Raw genomic sequence first — 19,689 nt, 5'->3', positions numbered from 1 at the left:
TTCCAATTGATTTAAAAGCAATACCACCAAGCGATGGTGTTTTTTTCTTAGCTGTCTATATCCTTTTTTAATAGAATCAATTCGATTTAGGTTGTTTTGTTGATTCATCATGTTCTAATGTAATGGGGATGAGCTAGTTGTATCCCTTGCTTTGAAACATATTTTTCCCTTTCCGGAACACTCGTGAAATCAAGTTTTCTGTAGCCATTATATTAATAGGTATAACCCACCCATTATTTCCCCATTTGTAAAAATTGATGCCATAAAAAAAGCAGAAAAAATAAACGTATTTTTTACATATATAAAAAAAATTATTACATTAGCTAAAATGTGAACCATTTATTTGCAATCAGACAAAAAGAGAGGTGCAAAATGTTAAAAGAATAATTCCGAGATTATTCTCCAGATATAAGAATTTTTAACAACCACATTTAAAAATAGGATACGTATGAAGGACAAATAAAAAAGGGGGGACATTTTGACGCTAATCCCCCCTCAGAATACCATTAGGCCGAATATGCCATAATAATAACTAAACAAAATTATGAAAAAACTAACTTTTTTAAAAAAGAAGAAGTTACGGACGCGACTTGGGTTAAAGTCCGTACTATGCATCATCAGTGGGTTTTTAATGTTCTCGAATCTAGATGCTGCAGTTGCTTCCAAAACTCACCTCGAGTTTGTTCCCCTCAATGCACAGGCTAGCATATCAGGAATCATCAAAGATCAAGATGGCGCTCCGCTTCCTGGAGCCACTGTAATTGAAAAAGGAACCTCGAACGGAACCCAAACAGATTTTGATGGAAATTTCACCTTAAATGTAAGCGATGCCAATGCCACATTGGTTGTTTCTTATATAGGTTTCCGCGAAGTAGAGCTTCCGCTGAACGGTCAGACCTCTGTGGATATCACCTTGCAAGAAGATACCGCCAAATTGGATGAGGTGGTGGTTGTAGGGTATGGATCCCTTCAGAAAAAGGAAATTACCAGTGCTGTTGCAAGCGTTTCCACTGAAGATTTCAACCAAGGAAACGTATTTACCTCAGAACAATTATTACAAGGTAAAGTGGCCGGTTTGGATATTACCAAGGCCGGTAGTGACTTAAACCAGCCTTTTTCCATCCGATTAAGGGGTGTAAGTACCTTAGGGGCGAACTCCACACCACTTATCGTTATTGATGGGGTCATCGGAGGGAACCTTGATTTGGTAGACCCCAATGATATTGCTTCCATTGATGTATTGAAAGATGCCTCGGCAGCGGCCATTTATGGAACACGGGGTAGTGCCGGTGTAATTTTGGTGACCACCAAAAAAGGAACCTATTCCGAAAAAGCGGTGTTGAACTATTCCGCTTACGTTTCTTTTGATGAACCGCTTAACGATACAAGAATTAGACCAGCCACGGCTGAAGAAAACGTGAGTTTTGGCGGAGTTGACTTTGGTAGCAGCACCAATTTTGAGGATGAGGTCCTAAGAACAGGGGTCAGTAATGTCCACAATCTTTCGTTTTCAAGAAATAACGGATCTACCAATTATAGAGCTTCCATAAACTACAGGGATGTGGAGGGTACCCTGCTTGATCAGGGATTTGAGCAATTGAACGCAAGAATCAATATTTCTCAGAATTTCCTTGATGATAAACTTACGCTAGGTTCAATCGTGTCCTTCACACGTAGGGAAATCAATTTCTCCAATCCATCTGCGCTGCGACATGCCAGTACGTTTTCACCAACGGCTCCGGTATACATCAACAATGATCCTGCGCAAGGGTATTTTGAAACCTTCATCGAACAACAATACAACCCAGTGGCCATGATCAAGTTGAATCCACATTTGGGTGTACGTAAGAACTTTTTGGGCAACTTTAAGTTGGACTATAAACCCATTACCGGTTTGAATTTGGGTGTGAGCTACTCCATTCAATCCACCAATGAATTGCAAGGTGTTTACTCCTATTCCTATTCACGTGCTGGTGCTGAGGCCACCAATGGTAGAGCTCGTAGAAGTGCCTACGATCAGCTGAACGAATTGTTTGAGGCCACTGGTACCTATTCAGGCGATACAGGTGATTTATCCTATACCGCACTTTTGGGATATTCTTATCAAACTATTGTAGATGAGAGCTTTAGAGTGGATAATACCGACTTTATCACCAATGAACTTACGTTCAACAATTTAGATATTGGAAATGGTTTTAGAGACCCCGAAGGGATTCGGTCTACCGCTTCGAACAAGCAGGAATCACTGTTGGCTTCCTTTTTTGGAAGGGTGAACTTGAGCTATAAGGACAACTATTACTTCTCTGCCAGTTACAGACGAGAAGGTTCCTCAAAATTTGGTGAGAACAACAGATGGGGTAACTTTTGGGCCTTAGGTGGTGGTGCCGAGTTGACGGATCTTTTTCAATTGGAATCCATTAACTCCTTAAAGCTTCGTGCAGGTTACGGGGTTACCGGAAACCTTCCATCCCAAAATTATGCCTATTTGCCAACTTTGGGAACCGTATCCGGACAACAAGGATATGTTGATGGTTCTTTTGTGCCTGCCATTCAGCCCACATCCAACCCAAATCCCAATCTAAAATGGGAGGAAAAAGGCGAGTTGAACGTAGGTTTGGATTTTGCGGTGATGGACTATAAGCTTTCAGGTTCTGTGGATTATTACAAAAGGAACACAAAAGACTTGTTGAACGTTATCGACGTGCCAAGTCCACCAAACTTATTCAATCAGTCTTTGGTAAACTTGGGTGAATTGGAATCCAACGGTTTTGAAGTACAGATTAACTATCAAGTCATCAACCAGCCGGATTTTAGCTGGGACATCAGCGCCAATGCGGCAAGGAATGTCACCAAATTGATCAAGTTCAACAACGACATCCCTGAAGGCGGTGGACTATTGAGAGGTGAAGGTATCGCCCAAAACGGTTCCTATGCAGCCTACATCCAAGAAGGTACACGTATTGGTAATATCATTGCTCCAACCTTTGCAGGTTATAGTGCCGATGGATTGCCTCAATTCTTGGATGAAAACGGAAACGTGACCACCGATAACCAAGAAGCGGACATCTTTACAGTGCAAGGAAATGGTCTTCCAGACCTAACGGCTGGTTTGGCAAACACCTTTAAATACAAAAACTGGGACCTTAACTTCTTCTTCCGAGGCGCTTTTGGTCATGATATCGCCAATGGTAGAAGAGCCAGATACGAGCACTCTGGATATGTGGGCATTCAAAACCCTGTTATTTCCGATGGCTTTACCCTAGAGGACAAAGGACTATTGGTTTGGCATTCGCTATATGTTGAAGACGCATCCTTTGTGAAATTGGATAATGCCACTTTGGGTTATACTGTGCCATTGTCTGATAGCAGTGTCCTTCAAAAATTGAGACTGTACGTATCAGGTCAAAATCTTTTCGTGATCACCAATTATTTAGGCTCCGACCCAGAAGTCCGGTATTTGGATAGAGGTAGAGGTATAGGTAGAACTCCAGGATTCTCCGGAAACCCACAATATGGAGGGGATATTTTAGTGCCAGGTATCGATAGATGGGAATTGGGTCAATACCCCAATAGGACAATCACCCTAGGAGTTAATATTAGTTTGTAAAAAAAATAGGTTATGAGAAAAATAAAATTTTTGTTATTCGTCGTAGCAGTATTTGGACTGTGTAGATCCTGTACAAAATTGGACTCCGACGTCTACAGTGAAATAACACCAGAAACATTTTTTCAAGATGATGCCCAGTTGGCTTCGGCCGCTTCTTCCGCATATACAACGTTGTACCGTTGGTGGGAAGATATGTGGCTCATGGATATGCCAACCGACCAAAGTGCAATGCCCATCCGTTCCAACAGAGGTTGGGATGATGGTGGACGTTGGCCCGCAATTGTAAGACACGACTTTCCGCCAGAAGATGGCCTGTTCAACGGAGCTTGGAGTGGTTATTTTGGAGGTGTAAGTTCATGTAACCGATTGATTGAGATTTTTACGGAAAACGTTGGTGCCGATTCCGCAATTGTTATGGAATTACGCGCATTACGGGCGTTCTACTACTATACACTGCTCGATTTGTTCGGAAACATTCCATTGGAAACCAGTTTTTCCGAAGCAAATCCAACGCCGCAGCAAAGTTCTCCCGCCGAGGTTTTCGCTTTCATTGAATCTGAACTGTTGGAAGTTATTCCAAACCTCAGTGAAGATAAGGGAGCTACCTATGCCAAGATGAACAAGTGGGTTGCTTGGACCGTTTTGTCCAAAATGTATTTGAACGCGAACAATTACAATGCAGGAGATCATTGGGCAGAAGCTGCTGATGCTGCCAATCAGGTAATCAACAGCGGTCAATACCAAATAGAGCCATTGTACTTTACCAACTTTATGGTGGATAATGAAGGTTCACAGGAGAATATCTTTGTTGTTCCTTATGATAAAGTAAATACGGGCGAACAGTTTGGTATTATCAGACGTGCTACGCACCAATCAGTGACGGGTACCTTGGATTATCCTGCCGGTACCTCATGGGGCGGTGTAAGTATCCAAGAAGATTTTTACAATGCTTTTGAGGAAAATGATAAAAGACGGGGAATGTTCTTCATTGGTCAACAGTATACCATTGATGCAGGTCCATCTTGGTCTGCTGAATTTGGATTCTTCTATCAAAACCCAAGCGATGAGTATAGACTTATTGACTGCTCTGAAGATGTGGACCGATTTGTTGGTGTTTTAGACCAACTTCCTCCAGAAGCAGCCGATTGTAATGTGAACATCGTTCCAGAATATTGGTTTACCAATGATGGTAGAACCGGTTACGAGAATGGGGCACGATATGCCAAATGGGAGTTGGAAACAGGTCCTGAAAACACTGCATTGCAGTCTAATGATTATGCAATTTTCAGATATGCGCATGTATTGTTGATCAGAGCCGAAGCCTTGTGGAGACAAGATGCTGGAAATGCTGAGGCGCTTATGTTGGTGAATCAAGTAAGGGAAAGAGCTGGCTTGGACCCTCTTGGCGCACTTACGGAAGATGCCCTATTCTGGGAATTTAAAAAGGAATTGGCGATGGAAAACCACGCAAGAACAATTCTTATAAGATATGGAAGATGGTTGGAGCCATGGTTCCAAAAGGAACAACAAGATGCTTCAAGAAATCTGTATCCAATTCCTTTGAACCAGTTGAATGCCAATCCAAATCTGGAGCAAAATCCTGGTTATTAATCGCTAATTGTAACATACGATTATAGAAAGATTTAGTTAAGTTGAGTTAGTTTTAGTTCTTTTAGTGGTAAGATATGTTACCATGATGTGTAAGCTTGAAATTATCAAGAGGGAAAATTTCCCTCTTGATAACTTTCTGGCTTTTTTCAAAGTTGAATTATCAATGCAGTGAGAAGTAGGGTGTGTACATACAATTTAAAAACTGAAACTAGAGGCCTTCGGGCCAGCATTCTAGTGACTGCAATTCTTCTACTATTGGCTTCCTGCCAAAAATCACCGAATAATAAAACACCCAAACCGTTTACCTCCCTTGAAGCATCCGAAATAGGGATTGATTTTGTAAACCAACTGGAATACACCGAAGATTTCAACGTATATATTTTTAGGGCCTTTTATAATGGGTCAGGAGTTGGTTTGGGCGACTTCAACAATGATGGGCTATTGGATGTTTTCTTTACCGGAAATCAAGTGGACAATCGCCTTTATCTGAACAAAGGTGACTTCAACTTTACCGATATTACTGAAGAAGCAGGCGTTTCAAGCCCTGATGTGTGGTCTACGGGAGTAAGTATTGTAGATATCAACAATGATGGGTTGCTCGATATTTTTATTTGTAAAAGTGGTGTGAGTGAAGGGCCATATCGACACAACGAACTTTTTATCAATAATGGTGTGGATGCTGATGGAGGCATCCCTACGTTCACCGAATCTTCAGAAGCCTATGGAATAGCCGATATTGGTTTTTCCGTCCATGCGGTGTTTTTTGATTATGACAAAGATGGGGATTTGGACTTCTATCTTTCCAACAATTCCTTGGAACCCACCAGTAGTGTGGTGGATGCCACCGTTGGATTACGGGATATTCGCGACCCCAAAGGCGGAAACAAACTGTATCGGAATGATGGCGTTCCCAAATCCATGGGGGGCACTGGAACCGGTTTTACCGATGTAACCGAAGAAGCTGGTATTTATGCCAGCGCCATTGCTTTTGGACTCGGAGTTTCCATTGGGGATATCAATAGAGATGGTTGGCCCGATATTTTCGTGGCCAATGATTTTTTTGAAAAAGACTACCTCTACATCAACCAAAAGGATGGCACGTTTAAGGAATCTTTGGAAACCTCGTTGGAGGAAATCAGTTTGGGCTCCATGGGTGTGGATATCGCAGATATGAACAATGATGGGTACCCGGAGATATTTGTAACCGAAATGCTGCCGGAAGATGAAGCCAGATTAAAATCAAAGACCGTTTTTGACGATTGGGACAGCTATAAACTCAAAGTGAAGAATGGGTATTACAGACAGTTTCCCAGAAATGTCTTTCAGCTGAACAATGGCGTTGCCAATGAATCAGCTCACTTCAGTGAAATTTCGCGCTTCTCTGGTGTAGAGGCCACCGATTGGAGCTGGGGAACCTTTATGGCAGACTTTAACAATGATGGTTACAATGAAATCTTTGTGGCAAACGGAATGGTAAAGGACCTTCAAGACCATGACTTTGCTGATTATTACTTCAACCCTCAAAAGCTCAGGGAAATCTATAAAAAAGAAGGTGCCGTGATTAAAAAATTGATTGACAGCATGCCCTCCGTTCCCGTTCCCAACTATATGTACAAAAGTGAGGGAGGTTTAAAATTCACTAATGTAAGCGATGAGTGGGGTCTTGGGCAACCCGGATTCTCCACAGGTTCCGCCTATGGGGATTTAGATAATGATGGAGACCTTGACTTGATCGTGACCAACAACAATAAATCACCATTCATTTACCGAAATGAAATGACCGGAGGTCATTTTCTCAATCTAAAACTGGTCGGGCCAGAAAACAACCGTGGAGGCATTGGCAGTCAGGTCACCTTAAAAATAGGTGGAAAACAATATTTTAAAGAACTCTACCCCATGCGGGGAAGCATGTCCACCGTGGATCCTCGACTTCATTTTGGATTGGAGAGTGATGCAGCCATAGACTCCTTGGAAGTAACATGGTCAAATGGAGCCACAACCGTGCTGACCAACGTTAAGGCAGACCAATTTTTAACGGTGGAATACGATGCGACTGCTCCCCAATTTTTGGATCAAGAAAAAGAGACCGAACCTAGCCTGATGCAGGATATAGATGACAAACTTGGGTTGGACTACGTCCATCACGAAAATGACTTCATCGATTTTGATTACGATAAGCTGTTGCTGCATATGAACTCTTCCGAAGGTCCTAAAATGGTTGTGGCAGATGTGGACAATAATGGCTTGCCAGATGTCTTTGTGGGAGGGTCCAAAGGGTTTCCGGCTGGGTTTTACCAAATGCAGACATCCGGAAAATTCAAGAGGACCAATGAGGCCATCTTTGAAAAAAGCAAAGAGTCCGAAGATACAGATGCCGTTTTTGTAGATGTGGATAATGATGGGGACTTGGACTTGATTGTTGGCAGTGGAGGCTATGAATTTTCTACAAATTCCTTTGCGCTTGCAGATAGACTTTACAAAAATGATGGTAATGGAAATTTCTCAGACCCAATTCCCTTAACACCAGCCCAAAAATTGATATCAACGTCCTGTTTGGCCGTTTCGGATTATGATAATGATGGGGATATGGACCTTTTCATAGGAGGTAGATACCGACCGTTGTCCTATGGCCTTCCCGAGAGTAGCTTCATTCTGGAAAATGATGGAAAAGGTAATTTTTCAACTGCTCCAGCAGCCAAAACCGAGGATCTTAAAGACATCGGTATGGTTACCGATGCTACTTGGTTCGATATTGATAGGGATGGTGATGATGACCTTGTTTTAGTCGGGGATTGGATGTCATTAAAAGTATTTGTCAATACCAACGGGATGCTTCAAGATGAAACCGAATCTTGGGGTGTGGCCAACGAAAAGGGTTTTTGGAATGTACTGCACAAATCGGATGTGGACCAAGACGGGGACGATGACCTAATCGTCGGAAACTTAGGGATGAACACCATGCTAAGAGCTTCCAAGGACAAACCGGTTTCCATGTACATCAACGATTATGACCAGAACAGTAAAATTGATCATATCATTACAGTTTATAAAGGGGACAAGGCCTATCCCATTGTGATGAAAAAAGACATGACAGGGCAATTGGCGTACTTACGGAAGAAATACTTAAAGAGTGAAGATTATTCACTTCAGACAGTGGAGGACATTTTTAGCAAAGACCAGGTGAAAAGTTCCTTGAAACTGGATGTTTATACCACAGCTTCTGCGATTTTTTGGAATGAGAAGGATCACTTCAAAAAACAAGATCTTCCCGATGCGGCCCAGTTGGGACCAGTTTATGGGATAGAAACAGCAGATTTGGATGGCGATGGTACCAACGAAATTATTTTGGGTGGCAATTTGTTCAAGGCAAAACCCCAAATAGGAATTTATGGCGGCCTTCAAGGATGCGTATTGAAATATGTAGGGGATAAAAATTGGGAAGTTATCTCTCCGCAGCATTCCGGTTTTTTCGTCCGCGGAGAAATAAGGGATCTCAAATCCATGGACTTGGACAGGGAAAAAGCCCTGTTGGTATCTCGAAATAATGATGGATTAAAAGTTTTAAAAATCAATAAAGATTGATGTAAGCAGATGATGCAGCATAGAATAAAAGGAATTTACTTATTTATAGTTTTGGGCTGTTTTGCGGTCTTAAGCGGGTGCAGAAACTCATATGAGGATATTGTGCAAAACGAATTGGAATCAGGGGTCGTAAAAGACAGCCTCTGGTACGGCATTAAATTTAAAATGACCCGCCAACAATTTGAGGAAGATGCTTTTGAGATGAACCAAAGAGGACTTTTCAAGGAATCTGGTTTGGGCTTGATGGAGTTGAAATTCCCAGATGAATTCAAGTATCCCGTGGATTGTGAATTTTACCCAGAATTCAAGAATGAAATCATCGTTGGCATGTCTGGAAGATTCAACTACATGTACTGGAATGGATTTAACAGGGACTATGATAATATCGTCTTGCTAAAAGAGCTTTTGCCAAAAATGGAAACGTGGTTCCAAGGCGGTGAGTTTTTGGAAATGGATCTAAAGGAGCCCGCAAGCAGGGTGGGGCCGGTCTACGTGAAAGTGGATGGCAACCGAGAACTACGGGTCTGGAACGATATCAATTTGGAGCATGTTAATTTCAGTATTATGGATTTGACGGCAATACAAGATTAGTGGATAAAGGAAAAGTTGTCATACGAAGTAAAAATGGGCTTATAAAAATGAGCTTCCTTCTGGTATTGGGCCTGGTCATATCGTGCAACAGGTCCGAAGAAGAAGGCAATACCCTTTTTACATCCCTGACCATGGAAGAAACCGGGCTGGTTTTTGAAAACACCCTTGATTACACCAATGAGTTTAACATTTACAAATACCGCAACTATTACAACGGTGGTGGGGTTGGACTCGGAGATGTGAACAATGACGGTTTGTTGGATGTATTTCTCACCGCCAACCTCTTGCCGAACAAGTTGTTTTTGAACAAGGGAAACTTTCAATTTGAGGACATTACCGAAAGTGCAGGCGTAGCCGGAAAACGGGCCTGGTCAACCGGGGTTTCCATGGTGGATATCAACGGAGATGGTTGGCTGGATATTTATGTCTGCAATTCAGGGGACATCAAAGGGGATAACAAGCAAAATGAATTCTTCATCAATAACGGTGATGGCACTTTTACCGATAAAGCAGAGGAATTGGGGCTGGCAGACCAAGGTTTTTCAACCCATGCTGCCTTTTTCGATTATGATAATGATGGGGACCTTGATGTTTATCTCTTGAACAATTCATACAGGTCCATCCGTAGTTTTGATTTGGAGGCGAACGAACGCCATGTACACAACAAATTGGGAGGAGATAAGCTTTTCCGAAATGATGGCATGGTCTTTACCGATGTGACCGAAGAAGCCGGAATTTATAGCAGTGAAATAGGATTTGGTCTTGGTATTTCAGTAAGTGACCTTAATCGAGATGGTTGGCCCGATCTCTATATTTCCAATGATTTTTTTGAGAAGGATTACATCTACATGAACAATGGTGATGGTACATTTTCTGAAAATCTTGAGGAGCAAATGCGATCCATCAGCATGGGATCCATGGGGTCGGATATTGCCGATATTTCTGGTGATGGATATACAGAGATATTTGTCACCGAAATGCTCCCAGAGTCCGATGGCCGCTTAAAGACCACTATGGTGTTCGAAAACTGGGATCAATACCAAAACAACCTAAAAAATGGGTATTACCATCAATACACCCGAAATATGCTCCACCAGCACAATGGTAAAACAGATGGACAGATTACCTTCAGTGAAATTGGTCGTTTGGCGGGGATTGAGGCCACCGACTGGAGCTGGAGTCCATTGATTTCTGATTTTAATTACGATGGGTACAATGATATTTTTATTTCAAATGGACTTGTCAAAGACCTTTTGAACCGGGATTACACCAACTACGTAGTGAGCGAGGAAGTGGCCAAAATGGTGGAGAAAAAATCAGGGGTGGACTACAAACATTTAGTGGATTTGATGCCACCCAACAAAATTTCAAATTACATGTATTCGGGAGGGCCCAATCTATCTTTCACCAATACTGGCAAAGAATGGGGTTTGGCGGAGCCATCACATTCCAACGGAGCAGCCTATGGTGATCTTGACAACGACGGGGATTTGGACCTTATCGTGAATAATGCCAATATGCCCCTTTTTGTGTATAAAAACACCACCGTTGAGCAACATCCAGAGGCCCACTATTTAAAAATTAAACTAGTGGGCGCTCAAAAAAACCGACAGGCCATTGGTACAAAAGTGACCTTGAAGGCCAATGGAAAACTCTTCTACAAAGAACAATTTTTAAATCGGGGATTTCAGTCCACAATTGATCCCATACTCAATTTTGGGCTTGGTACCATCCAAAAAATAGATAGTGTCATCATTGATTGGCCCTATGGAGGCACCACATATCTGACTGATGTCCTAGCCAATCAGACCTTGACAGTTGATGAGCAAACCATTCAAAAAACAAACCCTCCGCCATCCCTTTCCGGGAATGATTCAAAATTGTTTCAAAAATTGAATAGCGATGAAGTTTTGAAGTTCATCCACAAGGAAAATGCTTTTGTTGATTTTGATTATGACCGATTGCTCTATCATTTTAAGTCCACCGAAGGACCAAAAATTGCTGAAGCCGATATAAATAATGATGGTTTGCAGGATGTCTTCATCGGAGGGGCAAAAGGAACGGCGGGATCACTGTACATCCAGCAAAGCAACGGAGCTTTTACCAAGACCAATACGGGACTATTAGAGGAGGATAAAGAATCGGAAGATTTGGGTTGTACCTTCTTTGATGCCGATAACGACGGCGACTTGGATTTGTATGTGACCAGTGGTGGAATCGAATTTACAGGAAACTCATTTGCCTTGGTGGACAGACTGTACTTCAATGATGGTAAGGGCAATTTTGAAAAATCGAAACAATTGCTCCCCAATGCAAAACCAGAAAGTACATCGGCCGTTGTGGCCGCAGATTATGATGGTGATGGAGATTTGGACCTTTTTGTGGGGGTACGCCTTAAAATCAAGAATTATGGTGTGCCGCAATCAAGTTACCTTTTGGAGAATGACGGAACAGGAAAGTTTACCGATGTAACGTCCCAAAAAGCAAGCGCTTTGTTGAATTTGGGCATGGTGACCGATGCAAAGTGGGTAGATTTTGACAACGATGTTGATAAAGACCTTTTAGTGGTCGGTGAGTGGATGCCCATAACCCTTTTGGAAAACAAGAATGGGGTTTTGGAGCCAGCTCAAAGCGCCCCATTTAAAGACACCACAGGCTGGTGGAACACATGCCAAGTGGCGGATTTGAACAATGACGGTTTTCCTGACTTTGTTTTGGGCAACCATGGATTAAATTCCCGTTTTAAGGCGAGTGCGGACAAGCCTTTGTATTGTTACATCAATGATTTTGATGGAAATGGAGACGTGGAACAAATCATGTGCAAGTACATTGGGGACAAGGCCTATGTAACCCCAATGCGGCAAGATATTGTTCAGCAGATGCCCTATCTGTTCAAAAAATATAACTCCTATGAGTCCTATAAAGAGCAAACCATTGAGCAAGTATTTTCAGCAGAAGAATTGAAAGGTGCCATTGTCCATGAAACCAAAATGCTGGAAAGTGTTGTGGCTCTAAGTGATGGAAACGGAGGTTTTACCGTAAAACCATTGCCAAAAGAAGCGCAGATTTCCCCAACATTTGCCGTATTGTTGGATGACTTCAATGATGATGGGGCTATTGATGTGATGCTTGGCGGGAATCTGTTTGGGGTCAAGCCTGAAGTGGGCAGATACGATGCAAGTTACGGAACCCTATTGCTGAACAATGGCAAAGGGGATTTTGAAGCGGCTGGAGCCAAAGAATCGGGCATAAATATGGAAGGTGAAATTAGGGACATCAAAAAACTGGAGGTGGCAGGAAAAGAACTCATTGTTGTGGCTCGAAATAATGCTTCCCTAGAGGTATATAGGAAAAACTAAAACACAGGACGGACAGATGAAAATAGAGGTAGATATAATAGCGAAAAACTTGGGAAATTCAAACCCTATGTTTTTCCGTATTGGGTTTTTGGCATCCGTTTGGGCAGTATTGTTTCTTGCAGGTTGTGCCAAGGATGAAGGCAAACTTTTCAAAAAAATGTCTTCCTATTCCACAGGAATAGATTTCTCAAATGATATCGAGGAATCGGAAGAGTTTAATATTGTGGAATACATTTATATGTACAATGGAGGCGGGGTGGCCGCAGGGGATATCAACAATGATGGACTGCCAGACTTGTTGTTCACCTCAAACCAAGGTGCGGATAAACTTTACCTCAATGAAGGGGGTCTTGAGTTCAAAGACATTACCAAAGCATCAGGTGTTGGTGGACCAGAAGGAAGCACCTCATGGACTACGGGAGTGACCATGGCGGACGTGAACGGTGACGGATGGTTGGACATTTATATCTGTCAGGTCAATGGGTTTAAAAACCTTCAAGGAAAAAACAGGCTCTACATCAACAACAAGGACAACACCTTTACCGAAAAGGCCAGTGAATATGGTCTTGACATTGCCAGTTATTCCCAGCATGCAACCTTTTTCGATTATGATAAGGATGGGGATCTCGATATGTACCTATTGAACCACTCCATACATTCCACGGAATCGTACAAACCCTCAAAGTTCAGGGAAGAACGAGATAGTTTGGCCGGTGATAGGCTTTTTAGAAATGATGGGGTCACATTTGTGGATGTCAGTGAGGAAGCCGGTATTTTTGGGGGTACCATGGGTTATGGACTTGCTGTTAGCACGGGCGATATCAACAATGATGGGTGGCCAGATATTTATGTTTCCAATGATTTTCATGAAAACGATTACCTCTATTATAACAACCAAGACGGTACCTTCAGTGAAAAAATAACAGCTTCAACGGGTCATGTCAGTGCCTTTTCCATGGGCAATGATATTTCGGATTACAACAATGATGGCTGGCTGGATATCGCTACAATGGATATGAAACCCTTTGATGAAAGCATATCCAAAAAATCTAGCGGCGTGGACCCGTACGATATTTACCAATACAAAAGGCAGTTTGGCTACCATCATCAATACGGACGGAATATGCTTCAGGCCAATGCCGGCCCTTTACTAGGCGAAGACTTGGTTCAATTCCGGGAAGTGGGGCAATATCAAGGTGTTGATGCCACGGATTGGAGTTGGAGTGTCATTTTTGATGATTTGGACAACAACGGCACCAAGGATATGTTCGTCTCGAATGGTATTCCAAAACGGCCGAACAATCTGGATTTTACCAATTATACTTCGGATGACTACATCAAGGCGGATTCCATTTCTACCCTTCAATTAATTGAATTGATCCCGAAAGGGGATATCGAAAATATGGCCTATCGGAACAATGGAGAAAAGTTTGAGGAAGTGGGCAATGTCTGGGGGCTCGATTTTAAGGGGTTTTCAAATGGGGCTATCACCGTTGACCTTGACAATGATGGTGATTTGGATATTGTAACCAACAATTTAGACGATGATGCCGGTATTTTTGAAAATCGTTTGATGGAACAACAGCCCAAATCCTTTTTAAAAGTCAAGCTGAATGGAAGCGACAAGAACAAGTTTGGTATTGGCGCGAGAGTAAAAGTGGAATCCGCTTCAGGAACTCAGATTCAAGAGGTGAAATCTACCAAAGGATGGCTGTCTTCGGCTATTGTTGATGTTCATTTTGGGTTGGGAGATGATGATAAGATCTATAAAGTAACCATCAGTTGGCCCGATGACACTGTTGAAGAAATCAAAAATGTGGCTGTCAACACCACCTTAAAAGTTGATCAGTCCAATGCTAAGAAATCCGACGGTTTCCACTTAACGCAAAAAGATTCAAAGATGTTTGTGGATGTTTCGCAGGATTCAGGGATAGATTTCACCCATGAGGAAAACTTCTTCGTCGATTTCTCCGTGGAGCAACTTATCCCACATTTAATATCCACTGAAGGTCCAAAAATTGCTGTTGGGGATATTAATGGAGATGGATTGGATGACTTTTTTATTGGGGGCGCCAAAGATCAGGCGGGGAGTTTGTTTTTGCAGCAAAAGGGAAAAGAGACCTATTTCGAAAAGGGAAATACCAACGTTTTTGAAAAGGATAAGTTCTGTGAGGATGTTGGAGCCTCATTTTTGGATGTTGATGGAGATGGTGACTTGGACCTCTACATTGCCAGTGGAGGAGGGGAGCCAGATAAAAGTGTTCGGGTAAGGGACAGGCTTTACTATAATGATGGAAAAGGAAATTTCACCTTTATGGAAGACGCTGTTCCGGGCAATCAGTTTAATGCGTCGTGCGTGGTTTCGGGCGATTTCAACAACGACGGTCACCCTGATTTTTTCATCGGGGGGCGTTCTACACCTCACGAATATGGGAACCCTGGCATAAGTCGGGTGCTAATCAATGACGGAACAGGCAAGTTCAGTGATCAAACCTCTGGTTACTTGAGCTATAATGGCCGAATTGGTATGGTGACCGATGCTGCTTGGTTGGCGACATCCCGCGAGCTTGTGGTTGTTGGGGAATGGATGCCCATTAGTATTTTTAAGTATCAGGACGACCAAGTTTTTGTCAGCACCGTTGCTAATTCTTCTGGATGGTGGAACGCCATTGAAGCAGTGGATTTGGATGGCGACGGAGATCAGGATTTCCTTCTTGGGAATATGGGACTGAACACCAACTTATCCGCTTCTCCTGAAAAACCGATAGATCTTTATTTACGCGATTATGATGGCAATTTGGCCTACGATCCTGTTATGGCCTATTACAGAAATGACAAACAATGGGTATATCCCGGTCTGGATATGCTTTCCAAACAGATTGTGAGTGTAAAAAAGGTGTACAAGACCTATGAGAAATATGCATCCAGCACTTTTAATGAAATTTTTCCAGAGAACCAGTTGGCGAACAGTTATCATCTTCAGGTGCAAACGCTCGCTTCAATTTGGTTGGAAAACAGGGGGGATTCAACATTTACGATGCATGATTTACCCATCGAAGCCCAGCTTTCACCCATTTATGGATTTTCCACTCAAGATGTTGACCAAGACGGAAACCTTGATGTACTGGCGGTGGGCAACTTTTTTGGAAACCAACCTGACATGGGTCGGAGCGATGCATCTTTTGGGGTATTTCTCAAAGGAAAAGGCAATGGGGAGTTGGAATATGTGGACAACAAAGAATCCGGTTTTTCCTTGGCAGGTGAGGTACGCGATATTAAGATTATGAAAAGTGCAAAGGGTGAATCCCTTGTTCTCGTGAGCAGGAACAACACAGATACACGGGTTTTTAAAATTCGCGATGAGCAACAATAATACCTCTGAAAGTTGATGTTGAAATTTAGTAGAGGGGTAGTTTAAACAGAAAAATAGATTCCGATGGAAGATTTCTTCGGATAAAACCTATAAATCAATGCGTTCGGCATTTAATTAATTCAAAAATGATGACAAGATTAAAATACAGTGGAGCTTTAGTATTGGCAACCTTGGCTTTCGTGGGTTGCAATTCCAAACAAGAACAAAAGGAGCAACCAAATGAAAGGCCCAACATTGTTTTGATCATGGCCGACGATATGGGCTATTCGGATTTGGGTTGCTACGGTGGGGAAATTTCCACACCTAATTTGGATGGTCTGGCTCAAAATGGAATCAAATTCACGCAATTTTACAATGCCGCCCGATGCTGTCCAACCCGTGCCAGCTTAATGACAGGGGTATATCCTTCCGAAGCGGGTATAGGGCACATGACGGGGAGTAACCAAGGTCCTGGTTATTTAGGAGTTTTGAACGATTCCGTTGTAACCATTCCCCAAGTATTGTCAGAAGTGGGCTATTCTACCGGGATGTCTGGTAAGTGGCATGCGGGAACAGAACGTGAGTCATGGCCAGAAAACCGTGGTTTTCAAAACACCTACGTGATTCATAATTGGATTGACAGTTATTTTAAGGTTTTGGAAACCTGCGAAATCTATGAAAATGGCAAAATTATAATACCGGCGACTTCTAATCCTGGGGAGTATGAGCCTCAACCCAATAATAAGGAATGGTACACCACTGATGTCTTCACCACCAAGGCTATCGAACACATCGATAAGGCACTTGAAGAGAAAAAGCCCTTCTTTGAATATGTGGCCTACAATGCCCCACATTGGCCTTTGGAAGCGCATGATGATGTTATCGCCAAGTACAAAGACAAATACTCCGGAGGATACGAAGCGCTCAGATTGGAGAAATATCAAAAAATGAAGGAAATGGGATTGGTATCCGAAGATTGGGATTTGCCGGAGCAGGACACCCCTGAATGGGCTTCTTTGCCGGATACCGTCCAGCAGGACCTAAAATTCATGAGAGCGATTTATGCCGCCCAAATTGATATTATGGATAAAAATATTGGTCGAATTGTGGACCATTTAAAGGAAAAGGGGGCATTGGACAATACATTGATTCTTTTCCTGTCTGATAATGGATGTTCCGCGGAGCCGATGGGAGAGGACTATGGTTGGAAATGGGGCACCAATACCAGTCGAAATTATGAAGACTGGAGAAAAAATTCAGCTCGGGAAGGGGCCAGTCAAGGGCGTGTTTGGACGGTTACCAGCAATACGCCATTTCGAAAATTCAAACGGTTCACCCACGAAGGCGGTATCTCTACCCCGTTGATTGCCCATTGGCCAAAAGGAATTGTAAAATCTGGTATTATGGATGCCGAACCGGGGCATTTGGTGGACATTATGGCCACTTGTCTAGACATTTCTGGGGCTACCTATCCAGAAACCTACAACGGAAAGCCTATTTTATCAAAAAGAGGGATTAGTTTGGGTGATAACTTTAAAGGCAAGGATGAGCAAAAGCACGATGTCATTTTCTGGGAACATGAAGGACATGCCGCCATACGCAAGGGCGATTGGAAGCTCGTGACAGTAGATCCTTCGGATGAAACCCTTTGGGAGTTGTACAATATTGTCAATGATCGCACGGAAACACATGATTTGGCGACCCAAAAACCCGAAATGGTCGCTGAATTGAAAGGTTTGTGGGAAAAAATGGCCTTTGAGACCAAGGCATGGCCAAAACCCTCAGGTGAAAATTCGATACCCAATCGAATCGATTATGAAGACCCCGATAACCTTACCGGTCGAGCAGAGTAATCAGGAAAAGACCTTTGTAAAGTGCCAATGGGAAACAATTAAGACCTATCTTGTATAGCCGAAAACAAACCACCTAAAATTCATTCGGGAACTATGAGTTTTGTAACATTTGGGGAAATCATGCTGCGGTTGACACCCGTGGAGCATGCCGCTAAAATTAATTCTGCACATGCTTTTGATGTGAATTATGCCGGTTCCGAATCCAATGTGGCAACTGCGTTGGGAATCCTTGGAAACAAGGTGAGCTACGTCACAAAACTTCCTGCAAATCAATTGGGCGACGCCGCTATGGCCTCGTTGCGTTCCTACGGAATAGGCACACAACATATCAGTAGGGGCGGAAAGCGTATGGGAACCTATTTTATTGAATTGGGAGCATCAATTCGCCCATCCAGCGTTATTTATGACCGGGAAAATAGTGCAATAAGTGGAATAGGGGAAAATGAGTTCAACTGGGAGCAAATCTTTGAAAATAAGAACTGGATATTTTTGAGTGGAATCACCCCGGTGCTCTCGGAACAATGCTCCATCGAAACCATAAAAGCTGCAGCTATTGCCAAGCGAAAGGGGGTTAAAGTGGCTTTTGATATGAATTTTAGGAGGTCATTGTGGCGCAAATCTGAGGACGCACGTATCATCTTTGATCAAATACTGGAGCATACCGACCTGCTCTTCGGAAATACGGGGGCTCTAAAAGACGTTTATGGTATTGAAAAACAAGCGAACAATCCCTTGGAAGAAACCTTGGAAGTTGCCCAAATAGCTTCCGAAAAATTCGGGATAAAGCAATTGGCGTTAACTGTTAGGGACCACACTTCAGCAAGTCATAATACCGTTTCGGGGGTGTTTTTATCAAACGGACAACAACATATTTCACAGGCCATTGATGTAAATGTACTGGACCGCTTTGGTACTGGGGATGCCTTTGCGGGAGCATTTTTACATGGCATTAACCTAGGATGGGATGGAAAGGAAATCATTGATTTTGCCACCGCGGCTTTTGCATTAAAACATACCGTAAAGGGGGACCAACATACCAGTACCGAACAAGAAATCCGCTCTGTAATGGACGGTAACACAAAAGGACATGTATTGCGATGACACGACAGGAAATCGTTACTAAAATAAAACAGGGGAAGTTAATGGCCATTGTTCGTCTAAAGGAGCAATCGAAAGTTTCTGTTTTTGTGGACAAACTGGTTGCTGCAAAGGTTAAGGTGTTGGAAATTACCTCGAACACTCCCGGGTATTTGGAAGAAATAACCAATGCACGGAGACGATACGCAGACAACTCCATCTTAATCGGTGCAGGAACGGTGACCGATGTGGAAATAGCCAAAAAATCGATTGCCTCGGGCGCTCAATTTTTGGTTACGCCCAATACCAATCCGGAGGTTGTCACTATTGCGCATCAAAATGAGATTCCTGTGGTGATGGGTGCGCTAACACCCACTGAAATTTGTACGGCCGCAAATCACAATGCCGATATCATTAAACTTTTTCCTGCGGGAGCCATGGGCCTTGATTATTTCAAATCGATAAAGGGGCCACTGAACAACATCGACTTTTTTGTTGTTGGGGGGATTGATTTGTCCAATGTGGAAGAATGGATGTCAGCAGGAGCTTCGGGAGTGGGCCTTGGTAGTGTGTTGACGAATTGTATTGAATCGGATGGGAGTTCCGAATCCTTGGAAAGAACTGTAAGGGCATTTTTTGAAAAAGTAAACAAATGAC

Annotated in this window: 9 protein-coding genes; all 9 read left to right on the top strand. The window is 42.8% G+C overall.

Annotated elements, in window-relative coordinates; translation table 11 throughout:
* Positions 1–544: 544 nt before the first annotated feature.
* The 9 genes from ACFSJE_RS17195 to ACFSJE_RS17155 all read left to right on the top strand — a co-directional run bounded on the left by ACFSJE_RS17195 (position 545) and on the right by ACFSJE_RS17155 (position 19,688).
* A complete protein-coding gene (locus ACFSJE_RS17195; protein WP_379832104.1) occupies positions 545–3,607 on the top strand; it encodes a SusC/RagA family TonB-linked outer membrane protein in 3,063 nt (1,020 codons plus the stop codon).
* A gap of 12 nt (positions 3,608–3,619) precedes the next feature.
* Positions 3,620–5,218 carry a RagB/SusD family nutrient uptake outer membrane protein gene (locus ACFSJE_RS17190; RefSeq protein ID WP_379832103.1) on the top strand — a complete coding sequence of 533 codons (1,599 nt, stop codon included), beginning with the start codon at positions 3,620–3,622 and terminating at the stop codon, positions 5,216–5,218.
* Between the two features lie 255 nt (positions 5,219–5,473).
* Positions 5,474–8,800 carry a VCBS repeat-containing protein gene (locus tag ACFSJE_RS17185; protein WP_379832102.1) on the top strand — a complete coding sequence of 1,109 codons (3,327 nt, stop codon included), beginning with the start codon at positions 5,474–5,476 and terminating at the stop codon, positions 8,798–8,800.
* A gap of 9 nt (positions 8,801–8,809) precedes the next feature.
* Positions 8,810–9,391 (top strand): hypothetical protein, encoded by a 582-nt coding sequence (locus ACFSJE_RS17180; RefSeq protein WP_379832101.1) that lies wholly within the window; start codon positions 8,810–8,812, stop codon positions 9,389–9,391.
* Between the two features lie 47 nt (positions 9,392–9,438).
* Positions 9,439–12,750, top strand: a complete 3,312-nt coding sequence (locus ACFSJE_RS17175; protein WP_379832100.1) for a VCBS repeat-containing protein — start codon at positions 9,439–9,441, stop codon at positions 12,748–12,750.
* A gap of 16 nt (positions 12,751–12,766) precedes the next feature.
* Complete coding sequence (locus ACFSJE_RS17170; protein WP_379832099.1) at positions 12,767–16,123, top strand: VCBS repeat-containing protein; 3,357 nt, start codon at positions 12,767–12,769, stop codon at positions 16,121–16,123.
* 128 nt (positions 16,124–16,251) lie between these two features.
* Positions 16,252–17,955: an arylsulfatase gene (locus tag ACFSJE_RS17165; RefSeq protein WP_379832098.1), complete on the top strand. Its 1,704-nt coding sequence runs from the start codon at positions 16,252–16,254 to the stop codon at positions 17,953–17,955.
* A gap of 93 nt (positions 17,956–18,048) precedes the next feature.
* Positions 18,049–19,056 carry a sugar kinase gene (locus ACFSJE_RS17160; RefSeq protein ID WP_379832097.1) on the top strand — a complete coding sequence of 336 codons (1,008 nt, stop codon included), beginning with the start codon at positions 18,049–18,051 and terminating at the stop codon, positions 19,054–19,056.
* Positions 19,053–19,688 carry a bifunctional 4-hydroxy-2-oxoglutarate aldolase/2-dehydro-3-deoxy-phosphogluconate aldolase gene (locus ACFSJE_RS17155; protein WP_379832096.1) on the top strand — a complete coding sequence of 212 codons (636 nt, stop codon included), beginning with the start codon at positions 19,053–19,055 and terminating at the stop codon, positions 19,686–19,688. Before ACFSJE_RS17160 ends, ACFSJE_RS17155 begins: the two co-directional genes overlap by 4 nt.
* The last annotated feature ends 1 nt before the right edge of the window (position 19,689 follow it).

This window comes from Flagellimonas iocasae, from assembly GCF_042682725.1.
GTDB classification, from domain to species: domain Bacteria; phylum Bacteroidota; class Bacteroidia; order Flavobacteriales; family Flavobacteriaceae; genus Flagellimonas; species Flagellimonas iocasae.
Note: the sequence above shows the minus strand (reverse complement) of the source record. Positions and strands in the feature narration are given on the sequence as shown.

Coding starts and splice junctions, on each gene's coding strand:
- ACFSJE_RS17195 (WP_379832104.1), top strand. CDS start 545: ATGAAAAAACTAACTTTTTTAAAAAAGAAGAAGTTACGGACGCGACTT.
- ACFSJE_RS17190 (WP_379832103.1), top strand. CDS start 3,620: ATGAGAAAAATAAAATTTTTGTTATTCGTCGTAGCAGTATTTGGACTG.
- ACFSJE_RS17180 (WP_379832101.1), top strand. CDS start 8,810: ATGATGCAGCATAGAATAAAAGGAATTTACTTATTTATAGTTTTGGGC.
- ACFSJE_RS17175 (WP_379832100.1), top strand. CDS start 9,439: ATGAGCTTCCTTCTGGTATTGGGCCTGGTCATATCGTGCAACAGGTCC.
- ACFSJE_RS17170 (WP_379832099.1), top strand. CDS start 12,767: ATGAAAATAGAGGTAGATATAATAGCGAAAAACTTGGGAAATTCAAAC.
- ACFSJE_RS17165 (WP_379832098.1), top strand. CDS start 16,252: ATGACAAGATTAAAATACAGTGGAGCTTTAGTATTGGCAACCTTGGCT.
- ACFSJE_RS17160 (WP_379832097.1), top strand. CDS start 18,049: ATGAGTTTTGTAACATTTGGGGAAATCATGCTGCGGTTGACACCCGTG.
- ACFSJE_RS17155 (WP_379832096.1), top strand. CDS start 19,053: ATGACACGACAGGAAATCGTTACTAAAATAAAACAGGGGAAGTTAATG.